Consider the following 16467-nt stretch of genomic DNA (forward strand, 5'->3'; position numbering starts at 1 on the left):
CAAGGATTTAAAGTCAAATGAACCGGGGGCGCGGGGCGGTTGCGCCGCGACCGGGCGTGGCGGGGGAACGCCGGGACGATCGCGCGCACGAAAGCCGTTGCGCATGGGGCCGACAGACCCGATGTTGAGCGCGATGAGCCAGTTCGCGCGTAGCCCGGTCACGGCAGTGCTGGGACCGACCAATACCGGCAAGACGTACCTCGCGATCGAGCGGATGTGCGGTCATGCATCGGGAATGATCGGCTTTCCGCTGCGCCTGCTGGCGCGCGAGAATTACGACCGGGTGGTCGCGATGAAGGGCGTCGAGAATGTCGCGCTCGTCACCGGCGAGGAGCGGATCGTGCCGCCCAGGGCGCGCTGGTTCCTGTGCACCGCCGAATCGATGCCGCTGGAGCGCGAGACGGCGTTCGTCGCGCTGGATGAGGCGCAGCTGGGCGCGGACCCGGAACGCGGCCATGTGTTCACCGACCGGCTGCTGCGCGCGCGGGGGCGCGAGGAGACGATGATCCTCGGCTCCGATGCGCTGAAGCCGATGGTCCGCGCACTGGTGAAGGATGCGGAGATCATCACCCGCCCGCGCTTCTCGACGTTGAGCTATGCGGGCGCGCGCAAGCTGTCGCGGCTGCCCCGGCGTTCGGCGATCGTCGCCTTTTCGGCGGAGGAGGTCTATGCCGTCGCCGAGGCGATCCGGCGGATGCGCGGCGGGGCGGCGGTGGTGATGGGGGCGCTCAGCCCGCGCACCCGCAATGCGCAGGTGCAGATGTTCCAGTCGGGCGAGGTCGATTATCTGATCGCGACCGATGCGATCGGCATGGGGCTGAACCTCGACGTCGCGCATGTCGCCTTCGCTTCGCTGCGCAAGTTCGACGGGCGGCGGCAGCGGCGCCTCACCGTCGCCGAGATGGCGCAGATCGCCGGGCGCGCCGGGCGGCATCACAAGGACGGGACGTTCGGCGCGCTGGTCGAGGAGGGGCCGAACGCCTTCACCCCCGAGGAGGTGCTGGCGATCGAGGGGCATCATGTCCCGCCGCTCGAACGGCTGTACTGGCGGCGGGGCGAGCCGGACTTCGCCAGCATCGATGCGCTGATCGCCTCGCTGGAGGAACGCCCGGAGCATCCGGTGCTGACCGCCGCGCCGGAGGCGATCGACCTGATCGTGCTGAAACGGCTGGCCGAAGAGGATTGGGTGCGGGCGCGGACGCGGTCGCCGATGATGGTGCGGCGGCTGTGGTCGGCGTGCGGGCTGCCCGATTTCCGCAAGCTGGGGCCGGACCCGCACAGCCGCTTCGTCGGACGCATCTTCGGGCATCTGAGCGAGGGGGCGGGGCATATCCCGCACCAGTGGTTCGCCGACGAGCTGCAACGGCTTGACCAGATGACCGGCGATGTCGAGACGATCGCGGGCCGGATCGCGGCGGCCCGGAGCTGGGCCTATATCGCGCACCGCGCCGACTGGCTGCTCGATCCCGAACATTGGGCGGCGCGTACCCGTGCGATCGAGGAGAAGCTGTCCGATGCGCTGCACGATCGGTTGCGCCAGCGCTTCGTCGATCAACGGACCACCGTGCTGCTCCGGCGGATCGGGGCGGGGGCGGCGGACCTGCCGGTCGATGTCGCCGGGGACGGCGCGGTCAGCGTGGACGGCCATGCGATCGGGCAGCTGACCGGATTCCGCTTCGAGGTGTCGCCCGAGACCAGGGTGGCCGACAAAAGGCTGTTGATCGCCGCTGCCGAAAAGGGGCTGGCGAAGGAACTCGCCAGGCGCGGGGCCGAACTGGTCGTCGCCGCCGATGGCGAACTGGCATTGGCGGCGGAGCCCGGCGGGGTGCCGGTCGTCACGTGGAACGGACTGGCCGTCGCGACGCTGGCGGCGGGAACGACGCTCGATCGTCCGGCGGTGACGCTCGATCGCGCGCTGAACGTGCTCGACCGCGCGGTGCAGGGGCAGGTGCGCGAACGGATCGCCGCATGGGTGCAGGCCGGGATCGCGCGGCAGGTGCCGACGCTGGCCGCGCTCGCCGCCCTGTCGCGCGATCCGGCGGCGAGCGGTGCGCTCAGGGCCGCCGCCGCCGCACTGGCCGAGGTCGGGGGGATCGCGCCGCGCGACGGGTTCGACGCGATGCTCCATCCGCTGGAGCAGGATGACCGGCGGCGGTTGCGCAAGGCGGGGATCACGCTCGGCACGCTCGACCTGTTCGACGCGCGGCTGTTCCGGCCGCAGGCGGCACGGTGGCGCGCGGCGCTGTTGGCGGCGCGCGACGGGCAGCCGGTCGAACCGCTCGCGCCGGTCGGGGCGACGGTGCTGGCGGGGGGACAGGGGGCGTGGGGCTATCGCCGCTTCGGGGCGCAGGCGGTGCGGGTGGACCTGATCGAACGCATCGCGCGACAGGTGCATGACGCGCGCCGGGGGTTCGCGCCGTTCGCGCCCAATCTGGCGCTGGCCACCTCGATCGGATTGAAGCCGGAGACGATCGCGCGGCTGATGGCGGCATTGGGCTTCCGCCCCGCCGCGCCGGTCGATGCGGTGCCGCAGTGGCGCTGGCGGGGTACGCGGCGGCCGACCCCGGCGACGCCGCAGCCGCAGCGGGTGGCGCGTCCGGGCAATGCGTTCGGTGCGCTCGCCGATCTGGCGTTCGATCGATGAGGGCGGCGGGCGACACGCTGCGGATCGACCTGTTCCTGTGGTATGCCCGCTTCGCCAAATCGCGCAGTACGGCGCAGGCGATCGCCGCCACCGGCATGCTGCGGATCGATGGCCGCCGGATCGAGCGCGCGCATTGCCCGGTGCGCGTCGGCAACATCGTCGCCTTTCCGCTGCACGGGCAGGTGCGCATCCTGCGGGTCGAGGCGTTGCCGGTGCGGCGTGGCCCGCCCGCCGAAGCGCAGGCGCTGTACACGCTGCTGGAACCGGGGCGGTCCAGCCCCGTTGACGAGTCGGATTCAGCGGCATAACGCGGGTCCAGGATTTTCCCGGAGCCTGTTCGACCCATGACCTATGTCGTCACCGACGCCTGCATCCGCTGCAAATACATGGACTGCGTGGAAGTGTGTCCGGTCGACTGCTTCTATGAGGGCGAGAACATGCTCGTCATCAACCCCAGCGAGTGCATCGACTGCGGCGTGTGCGAGCCGGAATGCCCCGCCGAGGCGATCCTGCCCGATACCGAATCCGGGCTGGAGCAATGGCTGGAGCTGAACGCGACCTTCTCCGCGCAATGGCCCAACGTCACGCGCAACGCGAACCAGACGCCGCCCGACGCCGATCAGTGGAAGGGCGTCGAGAACAAGTATGAGGAACATTTCTCGGCAGAGCCCGGCGCGGGCGACTGACCCGGCTGCCATGCCGCTGTTCCACGTGGAACAGCGGTGCCGACCGGTTCGGCTTTGCCACTGGTAATTTTCTTGCGGTAATGCTATAGGCATGACCGACGGCGGCGACATGTCCCTGCGCCCCGCCCGGAGAGCCACCTCTAGCAACGTCCCGTCGTCTGCCCTTTGCCTGTCCGCCCGATCGCAGTTCGGGCCGGTCCGAGGCGATGGCGGCGCTGGCGACGACCACGGAAAGGTTACCAATGGCTGCCAAGGCATTGTCCTTCGATGTCGGCGATTATGTCGTGTACCCCAAGCACGGTGTCGGCCGTGTGATCGAACTCCAGCGTAGCGAAATCGCTGGCATGCAACTCGAACTCTATGTCCTGCGCTTCGAGAAGGAGCGGATGACGCTCCGCGTGCCGACCAACAAGGCCGAGAGCGTCGGCATGCGCAAGCTGTCGTCGGACAAGACGATGCGCGAGGCGATGGAGACGCTGAAGGGCAAGCCCAAGGTCAAGCGCACCATGTGGTCGCGCCGCGCGCAGGAATATGAGGCGAAGATCAATTCGGGCGACCTGGTGTCGATCGCCGAAGTGGTCCGCGACCTGTTCCGTGCCGACGACCAGCCCGAGCAGAGCTATTCCGAGCGCCAGATCTTCGAGGCGGCGGCCAGCCGCCTCGCGCGCGAACTGGCGGCGATGGAGCAGGTGGACGAGCCGAAGGCGCTCGACCGGATCATCGAGATCCTGCGGGAAGCCGCCGCCATCTACAACAAGGAAAAGACCGCCGCCTGAGCCGCACCACGGCACGGACGACGGACGGGGGCGATCGGCAACGGTCGCCCCTTTTCTTGGGCGTTGCCGTGGTGTATTGTATCACCAACACAGGAGGATGCGATGCGGATCATGGGTGTGGCGGCGCTGCTGATGCTGGCGGGGTGCAACGGCGGGGCGGGGGCGGCGCCCGCGCCGGTCGAGCGCAACCTTGCGCTCGGCGATTTCACCGCGGTCGAACTGACCGGGCCGGACCGGGTCGACGTCCGCCGCGGGACCGAGTTCGCGGTGCGGATGAGCGGCGACCCCAAGGCGCTCGAGAAGCTGGAGATCCGGCGCGACGGCGATACGCTGCGCATCGGGCGCAAGCCCAACGCCGGCGGCTGGCAGTGGCATAAGGACGGCGGCGTGACCGTGTTCGTGACCATGCCCGATATCCGCCGGGCGACGCTGAAGGGATCGGGGGACCTCGCCATCGATCTGGCCGACGATCTGGCGGCCACGCTGGCGGGATCGGGCGACCTGACGGTCGGCCGGTTGCGCGGGCGCAGCGCCAGCCTGTCGCTCAGCGGATCGGGCACGATCGCGGCGGCGGGGAAGGTCGACCGGCTGGCGCTGTCGGTCAGCGGATCGGGCGATATCGATGCGGCCCAGGTGAAGGCCGCCGAGGCGCAGGTCGGCATCACCGGATCGGGCGACGTCACCGCCGACGTGACCGGGCCGGCGAGCGTCGCGCTGGGCGGATCGGGATCGGTGACGCTGGGCAAGGGCGCGCGCTGCGCGGTCAGCAGGACCGGATCGGGCGAGGCACGCTGCGGCGGCTGACGCGCTTGCGTGGGGGCGGTGGATCGGCGACCCTGGCGGGATGATCGCGCTTGCCCTCGCCCTGCTGGTCCAGCCCGTTGCCGAACGTCAACTGATGCTGACCGGGTTCGATCGGGTGCGGGTGGACGGGCCGTTCACGGTGACGATCGCCACCGGCGGCAGCGCAGGCGCGCGGGTCACGGGCGCCCCGGCGGCGCTGGAGATGGTGACGCTGCGGGTGGAAGGCGGGGTGCTGGTCATCGCCCCGGCGCGCGACGATCGCGGGCGTCCAAGGGGCGGGCCTGCGCCGGTCGTTACGGTCCACGCCGGGCGCGTCGCGGGTCTCGCGATCCGGGGCGGTGGCACGGTGCGGATCGACCGGATGGTCGCGCCGCGGGTCGACCTGTCGCTGACCGGCGACGGGGCGGTGGAGGTGGGCGCGATCGATGCCGGGCAACTCGACCTGCGGCTGATCGGCGCGGGCAGCGCGACGCTGGCCGGGCGGGCGGGACAGGCACGGGTGCTGGTCAACGGCGCGGCCGGCGTGGCGGCGGACGGATTGCGGCTGGACGAACTGGTCGCGCAGAGCAGCGGTACGGGTCAGGCGCGCTACCGGGTGCGCTATGCTGCCGATATCAGCGCGTCGGGATCGGGCAGCGTGACGGTGGCGGGCGGCGCGCGCTGTCGCACGCGCGGCACCGCCACCATCCGCTGCGCGAGCGAGCCTCAGGCCGGTTCGCGCGCCATTACCGGATAGTCGGTATAGCCCTCGGCCCCGCGGGAATACCACGTCGCCATATCGTCGCGGTTGAGCTCGGCCCCGGCCTTCAGCCGCGCGGGCAGGTCCGGATTGGCGAGGAACGGGCGACCGAAGGCGATGGCATCGGCGACGCCCGAATCGAGTTCGGCCTGCGCGCTGTCGCCGCGATAGTCCTGGTTGAGCACGAGCGGCCCCGTGAACACCTTGCGGATCGCGGGCGAGACGCGCGGCTGGGTGGTGCTGCCGAAGGTGCCGTCCGGCCCCACCTCGCGCAGTTCGAGGAAGGCGATGCCCTTGTCGGCCATGAGCTGCGCGGCGGGCACGAAGACGCCGGCCGGATCGCTGTCGATCACGCCCTGCGTCTCGCCATTGGGGGAGAAGCGCACCGCCGTGCGGCCCGCGCCGACCTCGGCGATCAGCCGGTCGACCACTTCGCCGAGCAGGCGGATGCGGTTCTCCGGGCTGCCGCCATAGTCGTCGTCGCGGTGGTTCGCGCCGTCGCGCAGGAATTGATCGATCAGATAGCCGTTGGCAGCGTGGAGCTGCACCCCGTCGAACCCGGCGGCCTGCGCATTGCGCGCGGCGCGGCTGTAGTCGTCGAGCACGCGGGCGATATCGTCCTTCGTCGCAGCGCGTGCCGCGCCATAGGGTTGCTTGCCGTCATAGGTATGCGCCTGTCCCGGTGCGGTCGTGGCCGACGCCGACAGCGGCGCGGCGCCGCCGAGGAAATCGGGATGGACGACGCGGCCCATGTGCCACAGCTGGGTCACGATCCGCCCGCCCGCGGCATGGACCGCATCGGTAATCGGCTTCCACGCTTCCACCTGTTCGTCGTTCCAGATGCCCGGCGCATAGGGCCAGCCGAGCCCCTCGCGGCTGATGCCGGTGCCCTCCGAGATCAGCAGCCCGGCGGACGCGCGCTGCGCATAATATTCGGCCATGATCGGCTGCGGCACATGCGCCCGGCTGGAGCGGCCACGGGTGAGCGGGGCCATCAGGATGCGGTTGGGGGCTTGGATATCGCCAAGGGCGATGGGGTCGAACAGGCTCGGCATGAAAACTCCGTGAAAGCCGGAAGATGGGGGCAGACGGCACAGAGATAGGGGGGTAGGGGGCGCCATGCAGCCGGTAACACCTGAAACAAAAGCTACGCTCCCGCAAAGCACGCCCACGCGCGCGGTCGCGGCGCTGATCGTCGCCAATGTCGCGCTGGCGTTCGGGCCGTGGTTCGTGCGGCTGGCCGATACCGGGCCGGTCGCCGCCGCCTTCTGGCGGGTGGCGCTGGCGCTGCCGCTGCTGCTGGGGGTGGTCGCATGGCGCGACGGCCGGGCGATCCCGCGCGCCGTACGGCTGTGGCCGTGGCTGCTGGCCGCCGGGCTGGCGTTCGCCGTCGATCTGGGGAGCTGGCATATCGGCATCCACCGCACCACGCTCGCCAATGCCACGCTGTTCGGCAATTGCGCGGTGCTGATCTTCCCCGTCTATGGCTTCGTCGCGATGCGCCGCTGGCCGACGGGGATGCAGGCGCTGGGGCTGGCGCTGGCGGCGGTCGGCGGGGTGCTGCTGATCGGGCGATCGGCGGAACTGTCGGCCCGGCATCTGGCGGGCGACCTGTTCTGCCTGCTCGCGGGCGTGCTCTATGCGGTCTATTTCATCCTGATGACGCGGGTGCGGCGTGAGGTCGCGCCGTTGCCGGCGCTGGCGCTGTCCAGCGTCGCCGGGGTGCTGCCGCTGCTGGGCATCGCGCTGGCACTGGGCGAGCGGGTGTGGCCGGGCAGCTGGACGCCGCTGATCGCGCTCGCGCTGGTCAGCCAGATCGCGGGGCAGGGGCTGATGATCTATGCGCTCGGCCATCTGACCCCGCTGGTCGTCGGCCTCGCGCTGTTGCTGCAACCGATGGTGGCGGCGACGATCGGCTGGCTGGCCTATGGCGAGCGGCTGACCTTCACCGATGCGGTCGGCGCGGTGCTGGTCGCCGCCGCGCTGGCGATCGTGGGGATGCAGCGCGGCGGGAAGGGATAGCGATCAGTTCACCCCGGCGCGGCCCAGGTCGACCAGCGCCGCGCCGAAGCGGGCGATGTCGCCGGGTGCGAAGCCCGCGATGTTGATCCGGCCCGATCCGGCCATGTAGATGGCATGGGTCGCGCGCAGCCATTCGATCTGGGTCGGGTTGAGCGGCAGCGTGGCGAACATGCCCTTGCCGCCCGCCAGCGTGGCGAGATCGACCGGACCCGCGACGCCGATCGCCGCCAGTTCGCTGCGCAGCCGTTGCAGCCGCGCGCGCAACCCGTCGAGTTCGGCGCGCCAGTCGGCGGCAAGGGCGTTGTCCTCCAGCACGATCCGCACCGCCGCCGCGCCGTGATCGGGCGGCATCGACCAGTTGGCGCGGGCGAGCGCCAGCAGGTTCGATCGGACGACCTCGACCGACTCCGCATCGGGCGCGGTGGCCCACAGCGCGCCGGTGCGTTCGCGGTACAGCCCGAAATTCTTGTCGCACGAATAGGCGACGATCCCGAACGGCACCGCCGACAGCACCGCGCGGGTGCCCATGGCGTCGGCCTCCATGCCGTCGCCCAGCCCCTGATAGGCGAGGTCGACGAACGGCACGAGGCGGCTGTCGGCGACGGCGGCGGCGATCGCCTGCCATTCGGCCGCATCGGGATCGATGCCGGTGGGGTTGTGGCAGCAGCCGTGGAGCAGGATCGCGTCGCCTGCCTCCGCCTGACCGATCGCCGCGCGGATCGCGCCGAGGTCGAGCCGCTGGCCGATCATGTCGAACGCGGCATGGGGCACGACGGTCAGGCCCGCCGCGGCGAACACCGGGGCGTGGTTGGCCCAGCTCGGCTGGCCGACGAGGATGCGGCGCACCCCCGCCTTCGCCAGCAGCTCCGCGCCGAGACGCAGCGCGCCGGTGCCGCCCGGCGTCTGGAGCCCGCAGCGGCGGTCGGCGGCCACGCTGTCGCCGAACACCAGCGGTTCGAGCAGCGCGGTGAAGCCCTTGTCGCCCTCCGGCCCCAGATAGGCCTTGCTGTCCTGCGTCGCGATCAGCCGCATCTCGGCCTGTTTCACCGCGTTCATCACCGGCGTGTGCCCGGCATCGTCGCGGAACACGCCGACGCCAAGGTCGATCCTGTGCGCGCGCGGGTCGGCGCGGAACGCCCCGATCAGGCGGAGCAACGAGTCGGCAGGCTGCGCGACGAGCGAACGGAACGGCATGGAAACCCTCAAGTCAGCGATGAAACGCGGCCGCTATAGCGCGGGGAATGCGGCAGGGGTTCGGCAAAATGCCGCGGGTCGATCGATGGGACGATAGTGGGCCAAGGATTCGGTTTCACGCGAAGGCGCGGAGGCACGAAGAAGTAGGAAGAAGGGGTTCGCGCAGAGGCGCGGAGGCGCAGAGAGGGTGTGTGCGCGGCCCCCTCAGCCTGTCCGGCGCAGCCTTGCTTCATTTTGATGCCGCAACAGGAAAGGCTGCTGGGGCGGCGGGGGATTGCCGCAAGCGCATCTTCTCCGCGCCCCTGCGTCTCTGCGCGAGAATCTGCCTTCTCTTCGCGCCTTCGCGTGAAACCAATTCTACCCTTCCGCCCCCACCAGCCGCGCCACCGCGTCGCTGCCGCCGATACGCTCGCCGTCGATGAATACCTGCGGCGTGGTGTCGACGCCGTGTTCGGCCTTGAACGCATCCACTTCCTCGCGCGAGCGCAGGATGCGGTCGTCCACCACGTAACCGGCATGTTGCAGCAACTGCTTGGCGCGCACCCCGAACGGGCAGGTGTGATCGGGCAGGACCATGCGGTACAGGATCGCTTCGGGCTGGTCGGACATCATGCTACTCCTCTGGCACAGGCAGCGCATCGGCGCGGCGATCGTTCCACCGCGGGGCTGGCAAGCGGCGGTGCGAAGCCCTAGCTAGGGGCGCAACCGAGGATGGAGAATGCGATGGCTCCGGCCGATCTGACGCTCGACGAACTGCGCGCGGCGCTCGCCCCGCTGGTCGCGGCCAATGCCGCGTTCGACGGCTGGTCGGACAGGGCGGTGATCGCCGCCGCCGAACAGTTCGGGGCCGACCCCGATGTGGCGCGGCTCGCGTTCAAGGGCGGGGCGGTCGAGATGATCGACGCCTGGTTCGCCGAGGTCGATACGCGGATGATCGCCGCCGTCCCCGCCGACCGACTGGCCGCGATGAAGATCCGCCAGCGCATCACCGCGCTGGTCGAGGCACGGCTCGACGCCGTGTCGGGCGACCGCGAGGCGCTGCGCCGGGCGCTGACCATCCTCGCCATGCCGCAGAACGTCGCGCGTGCCGCCAAGCTCGCGTGGCGGACGGTCGACCTGATCTGGCGGCTCGCGGGCGATACCGCGACCGACTACAATCATTATACCAAGCGGGCGATGCTGGTCGCGGTCTATGGCACGACCGTCACCGTGTTCCTCGACGACGAGAGCGGCGGCCATGTCGACACCCGCGCCTTCCTAGCGCGCAGGATCGACGGGATCATGGCGTTCGAGCGGCTGAAGCACCAGTTCCTGTCGTCGCGCGATCCCGAACGGCGGCTCAGCCTGTCGCGCTTCGTCGGACGGCTGCGCTACCCGGCGGTCTGAAACCCCAACCCTCTCAGTACAGGACCGGCGTGGCCCATGGACACGATCCTTTCGATCCGCGGGGTCGCCAAGACCTACAAGTCGGGCACCGTCGCGCTCTCGCCGACCGACCTCGACATCGCCAGGGGCGAGATCTTCGCGCTGCTGGGGCCGAATGGTGCTGGCAAGACGACGCTCATCAGCATCATCTGCGGCATCGTGACCGCGAGCGCGGGGACGATCACCGCCGCCGGATATGACACGGTGCGCGATTATCGCGAGACGCGCACCCGCATCGGCCTGGTGCCGCAGGAACTGCTGACCGATGCGTTCGAGACGGTGATGGCCACCGTCACCTTCTCGCGCAGGCTGTTCGGGCGGCACGGCGATCCGGCCTTCATCGAGAAGCTGCTGCGCGACCTGTCGCTGTGGGACAAGCGCGATGCGAAGATGACCGAATTGTCGGGCGGCATGAAGCGGCGGGTGATGATCGCCAAGGCGCTCTCCCACGAACCCGACATCCTGTTCCTCGACGAACCGACCGCGGGCGTCGACGTCGAACTGCGCCGCGACATGTGGCGGCTGGTCCACGAACTGCGGACGAAGGGCGTCACCATCATCCTGACCACCCATTATATCGAGGAGGCCGAGGAGATGGCCGACCGGGTCGGGGTGATCGCCAGGGGCAGGCTGATCCTGGTCGAGGAGAAGCAGGCGCTGATGCGCAAGCTCGGCAAGAAGACGCTGACCCTGACCCTGACCGATCCGATCGACCGGGTGCCGGACGCGCTGGCGCACTGGCCGCTGACGCTGGCCGACGACGGGCATGCGCTGACCTTCGCCTTCGATGCCAATGCCGAGGACAATGGCGTGCGCGCGCTGCTGCGCGAGGCGGACGCGGCGGGGCTGGCGTGGAAGGACATCGCGACGAAACAGTCGAGCCTCGAGGACATCTTCGTCGGGCTGGTGCACGAGCAGGAGGGGCGGGCATGACGTTCAACTGGCACGGCGTGCTCGCCATCTATCGCTTCGAGCTCGCGCGGTTCGGGCGGACGCTGTGGACCTCGCTCGCGACGCCGGTCATCACCACCTCGCTCTATTTCATCGTGTTCGGCACCGCGATCGGCAGCCGGATGAACGAGGTGTCGGGCGTGCCCTATGGCGCGTTCATCGTGCCGGGGCTGATGATGCTGACGATGCTGACCGAGAGCATCTTCAACGCCAGTTTCGGCATCTTCATGCCCAAATGGTCGGGGACGATCTACGAACTGCTCTCCGCCCCCGTCTCCACGGTCGAGACACTGGTCGGCTATGTCGGCGCAGCGGCGACCAAGTCGGTGACGGTGGCGCTGGTGATCTTCGCCACCGCGCATCTGTTCGTCGACGTGCAGGTGGCGCATCCGCTGTGGGCGCTGGGCTATCTGCTGCTGGTGGCGATCACCTTCTGCCTGTTCGGCTTCATCCTCGGGCTGTGGGCCAGGGGGTTCGAGCAGTTGCAGGTCATCCCGCTGCTGGTCGTGACGCCGCTGACCTTCCTCGGCGGGGCATTCTATTCGATCGACATGCTGCCGGGCATCTGGCGCACGCTCAGCCTGTTCAACCCGATCGTCTATCTCATCAGCGGGTTCCGCTGGACGTTCTTCGGGGTGGGCGACGTGTCCGTAGCGGCGAGCCTGGGCGCGACCTTCGGCTTCCTGCTGCTCTGCGTGAGCGTGATCGCGGTCATCTTCCGCACCGGCTGGCGGCTGAAGAAATAACGGAGGACGACGATGGACCTGGGCATTGCCGGACGGCGCGCGATCGTGTGCGCATCGAGCGCGGGGCTGGGCCGGGCGTGCGCGCTCGAACTGGCGCGGGCGGGGGTCGCGGTCACGATCAACGGGCGCGATGCGGACAAGCTGGCGGCGACGGCAGCGGCGATCCGTGCGGAAACCGGGGTCGAGGTGATCGAGGTCGTCGCCGATCTTTCGACCGAGGCGGGGCGCGCCGCGCTGCTGGCAGCGTGTCCCGAGCCGGACATCCTCGTCAACAACAACGGCGGGCCGCCGGTCAAACCCTATACCGAGCTGGAGGCCGAGGGCATCCGCGCGGGTCTTGAGGCGAATTTCGTGACGCCCGCGCTGCTGTTGCAGGCGGTGCTGCCGGGGATGGTCGAACGCGGCTTCGGGCGGGTGGTCAACATCACCTCCGGCTCGGTCAAGATGCCGCTGTCGGGGCTGGACCTGTCGAGCGGGGCGCGGGCCGGGCTGACCGGGTTCGTCGCGGGGATCGCGCGTCAGGTCGCGGGGGCGAACGTCACGATCAACGGGCTGCTGCCCGGATCGTTCGACACCGCGCGCATCGCGTCGATGAGCGAGGCCGCGGCGGCGAAGAACGGCACGACCCCCGCCGAGGAAAAGGCGAAGCGGGCGGAATCGATCCCGGCGAAGCGGATCGGCGATCCGGCGGAGTTCGGCGCGGCGTGCGCATTCCTGTGCTCGGACCGGGCAGGGTTCATTACCGGCCAGAGCTTGCTCATCGATGGCGGGGCGTTTCCGGGGATCCTGTGAGGACGCCCCTGCCGGAAGAAGGAAGGTCGGGTTCACGCGAAGGCGCGGAGAAGCAGTAGAAGAGAGTTTTCGCGCAGAGGCGCGGAGGCGCAGAGAGGTTGCGTGCGAGACGGCGGTTGCCGATGCGGCGAAGCCTTTCGCGTGCAGTGGCCGGGGAGGGAGAGCCGCTGTCGCGGCAGGCGCATCCTCTCCGCGCCTCTGCGCCTCTGCGCGAAAATCTTCCTTTCTGATCGCGTCAGGCTGAAGGGCGTGCTGGCAGTCACCGCGAGCCCTTCGTGTCTCCGCGCCTTCGCGTGAATCCGATCTCCCTCGATCAGAAGATGCCGAGGAATTTCTTGCGCTGTTCCTTGCGCTCGCCCCGGTTGGAGCGGCCGTTTTCCGCCTTGGCGGTGGTGCCCCGGCCCACATCGTCGCGCGCCTCGCCGTCCTTGGTCCGCTGCGCCCGCGCGGTGGCGCCCGCCAGCACGGGTCCGCAGGCCGCGCCCTTGGCATCGCCCGGATCGACGAACGCCAGCACGCCCGCCAGCGGCGAGGCGACCACCGCCAGCCCCAGCCCCGCCCCGGCGCGCCCCAACAGTTCGGGGCTGACGACCGAATAGCGGGGCGCCGCGAAATAGCCGCCGATCCCCACCGGCGACTGGCCGGAGAACAGCGAGAAGCGCTTGGAATCGGCGCGGAAGGCCAGATCGATCGTCTCGTTGCGGAAGCTGAAGCCGCCGCGCCCGATCATCACGTTCTTCTGCGTATCGATCAGGATCGGGTCCGCCGCCGCCACCCCGCCGCGCACGGTGAAGCCGATCAGCCCGCAGTTGATCCGCACCGGCTCCTTCAGCCGCCCCTCGAACATCTTCTGGGCAAAGGTGCCGAGGTCGAGTTCGGACAGCTGCACGTTGCGGGTCCAGAAACTGCCCGCGGGCAGGATCACCGCGATCCGCCCATCGGATGCCGCCAGCGAATCATGCACCGTATCGCCGGTGCCGGTCAGCTTCACCCGCGCCTTGACCGTGCCGGTGGTGCCCGCTTCCTCGACGCCCCAGCCCGCGAGCAGCCGTCCCATCGGCGTCGGCGACAGGCGGATGTCGTAATCGGTGACGGCGGGGCGGCGGCGCGCGTCGATCACGATGTCGGAGGCGACATTGCCTCGCGCCATCGCGAAGGTCAGTGGCGACAGTTTCAGCAGCCGGTCGTCGAGGTCGAGCGTCAGGTCGGCGTCGGAGATCGGCAGGCTGCGGGCGCGCAATGTGCCTACCTTGTAGCGCACCTTCGCATCGAAGTTCCTGAGCGCCTCCACGTTCAGCCGCGCGTCGGGGAGCAGGCGCGGCGCGCCGCCTTCGCGGGTGATGACGCCCGCCGCGCCCTGCGCCTCGACCCGTTCGAGGTCATAGCCGACGAAGGCCGAGACATCGACGATGTCGAGCGTCTTCGTGGTCAGATCGGCGGTCAGCAGGATGCGCGGTTCGCGCTGGGTGACGGTGAGACTCCCCGCCAGATCGCTGCCGCCGAACATGCCGCGAAGCCGGGTGAATTTCCAGTCCGGCCCGTCCTTGGTCATCCGCCCGGTCAGGCGATAGGTGCGGGTGTCGGGCGTGACGATGCCGAGCACCGCGAACACGTCCGCCAGATTGCGCCCGCGCAGGCGCACCGCAAGGTCCGATCCGTCGAGCTGGGTCGGTCCCGGCAGCGTGCCCGCGAGGATCGCGACCGAGCGGGCGACCTCGATCCGCGCGATCAGCCGGTTCTGGTCGCCCTTGATCGTGGCGTTGGGCGACTGCAACTGCCCGGTCAGGCGGAACGGGCGTCCGCGCACCGTGCCGCGTCCGGTCGCGCGGATCGCCCGATCGAATCGGGTATCGCTGGTCGTGACGGTATCGAGGTCGAACGTCCCGTCGAGCAGGAACTGCGGGTCGCGGTAGCGGATGCGGGTGTCGCGGAACGTGCCCGCGCGCACGACCGGCAGCTCCAGCTTCTCGCCCCTCGCGTCCGGATCGCCGAAGGTCCAGGTGTTGCGCCGTCGTGCCGCATCCCAGTGGAGGTCGGCCCGCGCACCGTCGAGTTCCAGCCAGTTCACCCGCCGCCGCCCGAACAGGAAGGTCAGCGTCGCGGTCGAGCTGTCGAGCCGTTTCGCCTCGAACGTGTTGCCGCCGCCCGCCCATGCCGGGTTGGCGACGCTCAGCCCTTCGGCAAGGAATTTCAGGTCGATGGGGTTGAAGTAGAACTGGAAATCGCCCGCCACGCGCACCGTCCGCCCGCTCTGCGCCGTGGCGATGCGCTCGAAACTGCTCTTGAGAAACCGGCCCTTGGTGATGAACAGTACCAGCCAGCACAGGAACAGCGCCGCGAGGATGCCGAGCACCACGCGCAGCGCGATCCGGCGCCAGTCGCGGCGCGGGCGGGGCGTGTCGGCAGCGCCGATCGATTCGGGAACCTCGGCCATCGCGCCTCAACCGTTCGGCTGCGTAACGAGTTCCGCCGGTTGCGTTTTGCCGGAAACGCGGTTAGGAGCGCGCTCTTTCCACGACCCCGAAGGGATTCGCCCGGCCATCTGGGGCTGCCGCGGCAATCCGCACGTCGTGTCATCTGAGGAGACCAAAATGCCCAAGCTCAAGACCAAGAGCGGCGTGAAGAAGCGCTTCAAGCTCACTGCCACCGGCAAGATCAAGCACGGTGTCGCCGGCAAGCGCCACCGCCTGATCTCGCACAACGCGAAGTACATCCGCCAGAACCGCGGGACTTCGGTCCTGGCCGACGCCGACACCGCGCGTGTCAAGGCGTGGGCGCCCTACGGCCTTCGTTAAGGAGTACTGAGCAATGGCACGCATCAAGCGCGGCACGACCACCAAGGCGAAGCACAAGCGCATTCTGGATCAGGCGAAGGGCTATTACGGCCGTCGCAAGAACACGATCCGCATCGCCCGCCAGGCCGTCGAAAAGGCCGGCCAGTACGCCTATCGCGACCGCAAGGTGAAGAAGCGCACCTTCCGCGGCCTGTGGATCCAGCGCATCAACGCCGGTGTCCGGGCGGAAGGCATCACCTATTCGCAGTTCATGCACGGCTGCAAGCTGGCCGGGATCGAACTCGACCGGAAGGTGCTGGCCGACATCGCGATGCACGAGGAAGCCGCCTTCAAGGCGATCGTCGCGCAGGCGAAGGCCGCCCTGCCGGAACAGGCCGCGGCGTAACGCGCCAGCGGTTCCGGTTCGGGACACGAGGAACGCCGGTGGGGGAACCCGCCGGCGTTTTTTGTTGTCCGTAAGAATCGTCATTCCGGCGAAGGCGGGAATCCATAGACGCTACCGTCGCGGCACTACTATCAACGTCAGCGTGTATGGGTTCCCGCCTTCGCGGGAACGACGGGGGGGGCTGGCGTGCCGCGCATCATCGAACCTTGCGTCTATATCATGGCGAGTGGTCGTAACGGGACGATCTACACCGGCGTCACCAGCAACCTTATGCAGCGCATCCACCAGCACCGGACGTGCACCTTCAAAGGCTTTTCCGCCGAACACCGTTGCACCCGTCTCGTCTGGTTCGAGCGCCACGACACGATGGAAACTGCGATCCAGCAGGAGAAGCGGATCAAGAAGTGGAACCGCGACTGGAAGCAGAATCTGGTGGAGCACGCCAACCCCCACTGGTCCGACCTCGCCACGGGGCTAGGCTTCCCCGAAATCCCGCAATAAAGCGGAC

Annotated in this window: 18 protein-coding genes; 14 read left to right on the forward strand and 4 right to left on the reverse strand. The window is 69.3% G+C overall.

Translation table 11 applies throughout. The features are described 5' to 3' along the window. The first annotated feature begins 133 nt into the window (after window positions 1–133). The 6 genes from ABLE43_RS14460 to ABLE43_RS14485 all read left to right on the forward strand — a co-directional run bounded on the left by ABLE43_RS14460 (window position 134) and on the right by ABLE43_RS14485 (window position 5646). Window positions 134–2644, forward strand: coding sequence for a helicase-related protein (locus ABLE43_RS14460; RefSeq protein ID WP_348979170.1), 2511 nt, complete (start codon window positions 134–136; stop codon window positions 2642–2644). Next, window positions 2641–2952, forward strand: coding sequence for an RNA-binding S4 domain-containing protein (locus ABLE43_RS14465; RefSeq protein WP_348979141.1), 312 nt, complete (start codon window positions 2641–2643; stop codon window positions 2950–2952). The genes ABLE43_RS14460 and ABLE43_RS14465 overlap by 4 nt, the downstream gene beginning before the upstream one ends. A gap of 36 nt (window positions 2953–2988) precedes the next feature. Beyond that, window positions 2989–3330, forward strand: a complete 342-nt coding sequence (gene fdxA / locus ABLE43_RS14470) for a ferredoxin FdxA (protein WP_348979142.1) — start codon at window positions 2989–2991, stop codon at window positions 3328–3330. 242 nt (window positions 3331–3572) lie between these two features. Continuing rightward, entirely contained in the window at window positions 3573–4106 is a 534-nt protein-coding gene (locus ABLE43_RS14475; RefSeq protein WP_348979143.1) for a CarD family transcriptional regulator, read from the forward strand. A gap of 102 nt (window positions 4107–4208) precedes the next feature. Continuing rightward, a complete protein-coding gene (locus ABLE43_RS14480) occupies window positions 4209–4910 on the forward strand; it encodes a head GIN domain-containing protein (protein ID WP_348979144.1) in 702 nt (233 codons plus the stop codon). A gap of 40 nt (window positions 4911–4950) precedes the next feature. Then, window positions 4951–5646: a head GIN domain-containing protein gene (locus ABLE43_RS14485; protein WP_348979145.1), complete on the forward strand. Its 696-nt coding sequence runs from the start codon at window positions 4951–4953 to the stop codon at window positions 5644–5646. On the opposite strand, the gene ABLE43_RS14490 is transcribed toward ABLE43_RS14485, so the two are convergent. Then, complete coding sequence (locus tag ABLE43_RS14490) at window positions 5616–6704, reverse strand: alkene reductase (RefSeq protein WP_348979146.1); 1089 nt, start codon at window positions 6702–6704, stop codon at window positions 5616–5618. The genes ABLE43_RS14485 and ABLE43_RS14490 overlap by 31 nt on opposite strands. A 64-nt stretch (window positions 6705–6768) precedes the next feature. Between ABLE43_RS14490 and ABLE43_RS14495 the strand changes: the two genes are divergently transcribed. Continuing rightward, entirely contained in the window at window positions 6769–7671 is a 903-nt protein-coding gene (locus ABLE43_RS14495; RefSeq protein WP_348979147.1) for a DMT family transporter, read from the forward strand. 3 nt (window positions 7672–7674) lie between these two features. Here the strand turns inward: ABLE43_RS14495 and ABLE43_RS14500 are convergent, their stop codons facing one another. Together ABLE43_RS14500 and ABLE43_RS14505 are read right to left on the reverse strand one after the other, a co-directional pair. Beyond that, window positions 7675–8865, reverse strand: a complete 1191-nt coding sequence (locus ABLE43_RS14500) for an aromatic amino acid transaminase (RefSeq protein ID WP_348979148.1) — start codon at window positions 8863–8865, stop codon at window positions 7675–7677. Between the two features lie 357 nt (window positions 8866–9222). Further along, entirely contained in the window at window positions 9223–9474 is a 252-nt protein-coding gene (locus ABLE43_RS14505; RefSeq protein ID WP_348979149.1) for a glutaredoxin domain-containing protein, read from the reverse strand. A 114-nt stretch (window positions 9475–9588) separates the two neighbouring features. Between ABLE43_RS14505 and ABLE43_RS14510 the strand changes: the two genes are divergently transcribed. Genes ABLE43_RS14510 through ABLE43_RS14525 form a run of 4 tightly spaced genes read left to right on the forward strand, consistent with a single transcriptional unit; the run spans window position 9589 to window position 12779 of the window. Then, entirely contained in the window at window positions 9589–10251 is a 663-nt protein-coding gene (locus ABLE43_RS14510; protein ID WP_348979150.1) for a COQ9 family protein, read from the forward strand. A 36-nt stretch (window positions 10252–10287) separates the two neighbouring features. Further along, window positions 10288–11223: an ABC transporter ATP-binding protein gene (locus tag ABLE43_RS14515; RefSeq protein ID WP_348979151.1), complete on the forward strand. Its 936-nt coding sequence runs from the start codon at window positions 10288–10290 to the stop codon at window positions 11221–11223. Continuing rightward, complete coding sequence (locus ABLE43_RS14520) at window positions 11220–11987, forward strand: ABC transporter permease (protein WP_348979152.1); 768 nt, start codon at window positions 11220–11222, stop codon at window positions 11985–11987. Before ABLE43_RS14515 ends, ABLE43_RS14520 begins: the two co-directional genes overlap by 4 nt. Window positions 11988–11999: 12 nt before the next feature. Beyond that, entirely contained in the window at window positions 12000–12779 is a 780-nt protein-coding gene (locus ABLE43_RS14525) for an SDR family oxidoreductase (protein WP_348979153.1), read from the forward strand. 313 nt (window positions 12780–13092) lie between these two features. On the opposite strand, the gene ABLE43_RS14530 is transcribed toward ABLE43_RS14525, so the two are convergent. Continuing rightward, a complete protein-coding gene (locus ABLE43_RS14530) occupies window positions 13093–15213 on the reverse strand; it encodes an AsmA family protein (protein WP_348979154.1) in 2121 nt (706 codons plus the stop codon). A gap of 157 nt (window positions 15214–15370) precedes the next feature. On the opposite strand from ABLE43_RS14530, the gene rpmI reads away from it, so the two are divergent. From rpmI to ABLE43_RS14545, 3 genes are all read left to right on the forward strand, one after another. Beyond that, entirely contained in the window at window positions 15371–15574 is a 204-nt protein-coding gene (rpmI, locus tag ABLE43_RS14535) for a 50S ribosomal protein L35 (RefSeq protein ID WP_055757212.1), read from the forward strand. Window positions 15575–15587: 13 nt separating this feature from the next. Continuing rightward, window positions 15588–15959, forward strand: coding sequence for a 50S ribosomal protein L20 (gene rplT, locus ABLE43_RS14540; protein WP_055757215.1), 372 nt, complete (start codon window positions 15588–15590; stop codon window positions 15957–15959). 186 nt (window positions 15960–16145) lie between these two features. Beyond that, entirely contained in the window at window positions 16146–16460 is a 315-nt protein-coding gene (locus tag ABLE43_RS14545) for a GIY-YIG nuclease family protein (protein WP_348979155.1), read from the forward strand. Window positions 16461–16467: the final 7 nt, after the last annotated feature.

Source organism: Sphingomonas silueang, assembly GCF_040049155.1.
Classification (GTDB): domain Bacteria; phylum Pseudomonadota; class Alphaproteobacteria; order Sphingomonadales; family Sphingomonadaceae; genus Sphingomonas; species Sphingomonas silueang.